This window comes from Klebsiella sp. JN_Kp121, from assembly GCF_040062145.1.
Lineage (GTDB): Bacteria > Pseudomonadota > Gammaproteobacteria > Enterobacterales > Enterobacteriaceae > Klebsiella > Klebsiella aerogenes.
Genome location: NZ_JBEAHX010000020.1, coordinates 1 through 2,818, shown reverse-complemented (window position 1 = coordinate 2,818; position 2,818 = coordinate 1). Strand labels below are relative to the sequence as shown.

At 53.3% G+C, this 2,818-nt stretch carries 3 protein-coding genes; 2 read left to right on the top strand and 1 reads right to left on the bottom strand.

The genetic code is table 11. From position 1 onward, the window contains the following. The first annotated feature begins 274 nt into the window (after positions 1–274). Together ABLU86_RS17700 and ABLU86_RS17695 are read left to right on the top strand one after the other, a co-directional pair. A complete protein-coding gene (locus ABLU86_RS17700) occupies positions 275–628 on the top strand; it encodes a YfeC-like transcriptional regulator (protein ID WP_013878158.1) in 354 nt (117 codons plus the stop codon). 7 nt (positions 629–635) lie between these two features. Then, entirely contained in the window at positions 636–1,031 is a 396-nt protein-coding gene (locus tag ABLU86_RS17695; protein WP_015365514.1) for a YfeC-like transcriptional regulator, read from the top strand. 55 nt (positions 1,032–1,086) lie between these two features. Here ABLU86_RS17695 and gltX read toward each other — a convergent pair whose 3' ends face one another. Further along, positions 1,087–2,505 carry a glutamate--tRNA ligase gene (gene gltX / locus ABLU86_RS17690; protein WP_020078209.1) on the bottom strand — a complete coding sequence of 473 codons (1,419 nt, stop codon included), beginning with the start codon at positions 2,503–2,505 and terminating at the stop codon, positions 1,087–1,089. Positions 2,506–2,818 lie beyond the last annotated feature (313 nt).

Sequence of the window (2,818 nt, the reverse complement as noted above, 5' to 3'; positions counted from 1 at the left end):
AACCGCTGACCTCTTGCATGCCATGCAAGCGCTCTCCCAGCTGAGCTATAGCCCCGTAACGTAAAGCGTGTCGTGTTGACGGGCGGCATAATATGAATTCCTTCGCCAGGTGTCAACGGCAAAATTACCCCTCCTGATTCAATCGCTGAAAAAGCAGGCAAATAGCTGACAATGCGAGCCTTATCGCAGGCAGGCGTTAAACATGTCACTATTTCCTGTAAAAGGATGCTATAACATGAAGCACTAATTCCCACATATTTACTCAGGAAATAGTATGCTCAAGGAACGAATGACTCCGGAAGAAATTGCGCATCTAACTGGCTTCAGCCGACAGACGATAAATAAATGGGTCCGTAAAGAGGGGTGGCAAACTTCTCCGCGGCCTGGCGTGCAGGGAGGCAAAGCGCGTCTCGTACACGTTAACGAGCAGGTACGAGAGTTTATCCGCAATGCCCAGCGCGTAGCGGAAACGCCCTCGCCCTATTCGGTCGCCGAGACCGATCTCGAGCCATTATTGCTGACGCTCTGTAAAGAGATGACTCATCGCGAACAGAAGCAGCTAATGTCGCTGCTGCTGCGTGAAGGCATAACCGGGTTGTTAAACCGTCTTGGAATACGCGGCCAGTAAAAAACGAATGATGAAACTGAAAGAAAAAATGACGCCTGCAGAGCTTGCCGAAGTTCTGGGTCTGGCCAGACAAACGGTCAACCGCTGGGCGCGGGAACAAAAGTGGCGAACCGAGGCGATTCCCGGCGTCAAAGGCGGGCGTGCGCGTTTAATTGTCATCGACCGGCCAGTGATCGATTTTCTGACCAATATTCCGGCATTTCGTCATCTGAATGAAGAGTATCAGCTCGCCGAACAGCCCAGCGGCTACTTTATTAATGAAGCGGATGCGGTATGGCGGCAAATCGCCGATACGCTGCAGCTGATGACCGCCGCAGAACAAACTCACCTGCGCGATCTTCTTGCTCGCGATGGTATTAGTGGCTTCCTGGCGCGGCTAGGTATTAACACTGCGACAAAATAGCGGCGAAAAAAAACGGCAGGATTAACCTGCCGCTTGCTTTAGCTTACGCTCGGCCTCAGGACTGCTGGCTTTCGCGTTCGGCGATAAACGCCAGCGCTTTATTGATACGTTCAACGCTACGGGATTTACCGATGGCATGAACGGTGACATCCAATGCCGGGGACTGACCCGCGCCGGTTACGGCCACGCGCAGCGGCATGCCCACTTTACCCATGCCCACTTCCAGCTCATCGGCAGTCGCCTGAATCGCATGGTGGACATTTTCCGCCGTCCAGTCGCTAATGGCCGCCAGCTTATCGCGAACCACTTCCAGCGGCTGACGCGCCACCGGGCGCAGGTGTTTCTTCGCTGCATCGGCGTCGAACTCGGCGAACTCTTCATAGAAGTAACGGCAGCTCTGAGCAATCTCTTTCAGCGTTTTGCAACGCTCGCCCAGCAGTTTAACCAGTTCGGACAACTGCGGGCCGTTACGGGTATCGATATTTTCCTGCTCAATGTGCCACTGCAGATGCGTCGCGACATATTCCGCCGGCAGCGTGTTGATGTAGTGATGGTTTAACCACAGCAGTTTATCGGTGTTGAACGCACTGGCGGACTTGCTGACCGCGCCCAGCGAGAAGAACTCGATCATCTCTTCGCGGGTGAAGATCTCCTGATCGCCATGAGACCAGCCCAGACGCACCAGATAGTTCAGCAACGCTTCCGGCAGGTAGCCGTCGTCACGGTACTGCATCACGCTCACCGCACCGTGGCGCTTGGAAAGTTTTTTACCGTCATCGCCGTTGATCATCGATACGTGCGCATAAACCGGCACCGGCGCATTCAGCGCTTTCAGGATGTTGATCTGGCGCGGGGTATTGTTGATGTGGTCTTCACCGCGGATCACGTGGGTGATCGCCATATCCCAGTCATCAACTACGACGCAGAAGTTATAGGTCGGGGAGCCGTCGGTGCGGCGAATGATCAGATCGTCCAGCTCCTGGTTGCTGAATTCGATCGGCCCGCGGATCTGGTCGTCAAAGATAACCGAACCTTCCTGCGGGTTGGCAAAACGCACGACGCAAGGCTCATCGGCGGCGTGATGCTGATGATCATGGCGGCAGCGGCCGTCGTAGCGCGGCTTTTCACCGTTCGCCATCTGTTCTTCGCGCAGCGCGTCCAGACGTTCTTTCGAGCAGTAGCATTTATAAGCTGTACCTGCTTCCAGCATTTCATCAATAACCGCGTTATAGCGATCGAAACGTTTAGTCTGGAAGTACGGACCTTCATCCCACTCCAGATTCAGCCAGTTCATCCCATCCATGATGGCTTCAATTGCTTCCGGGGTGGAGCGTTCGAGATCGGTGTCTTCAATACGCAGCACAAACTCACCGCCGTGGTTACGTGCAAAAAGCCAGGAATAGAGAGCAGTACGCGCACCGCCAACGTGCAGATAGCCTGTTGGGCTTGGCGCGAAGCGAGTTTTGATTTTCATGAAGTGGCCTTACGTTTAATAAAGATGCCGATAGTCGGCAGTGTTCTTGGAATTGATAGGGGAATATTCTAACACCACGGGCTGATTCCTCAATGTAGATCCCGCCTCAACATCACGCTTTACCATTTTTGTTTATAAATCATACGCCGAAGCTGATTTTGCGATCGCTTTGTTTAATTTTACGACGAACAAACAAATTATTTAGAAAAGGCGTTGACTCAATTTCAACTCTCCCTATAATGCGACTCCACACAGCGGGGGTGATTAGCTCAGCTGGGAGAGCACCTCCCTTACAAGGAGGGGGTCGGCGGTT

Excerpts from the sequence above, each read along its gene's own strand:
- ABLU86_RS17700 (WP_013878158.1), top strand. The coding sequence starts at position 275 with ATGCTCAAGGAACGAATGACTCCGGAAGAAATTGCGCATCTAACTGGC.
- ABLU86_RS17695 (WP_015365514.1), top strand. The coding sequence starts at position 636 with ATGATGAAACTGAAAGAAAAAATGACGCCTGCAGAGCTTGCCGAAGTT.
- gltX (WP_020078209.1), bottom strand. The coding sequence starts at position 2,505 with ATGAAAATCAAAACTCGCTTCGCGCCAAGCCCAACAGGCTATCTGCAC.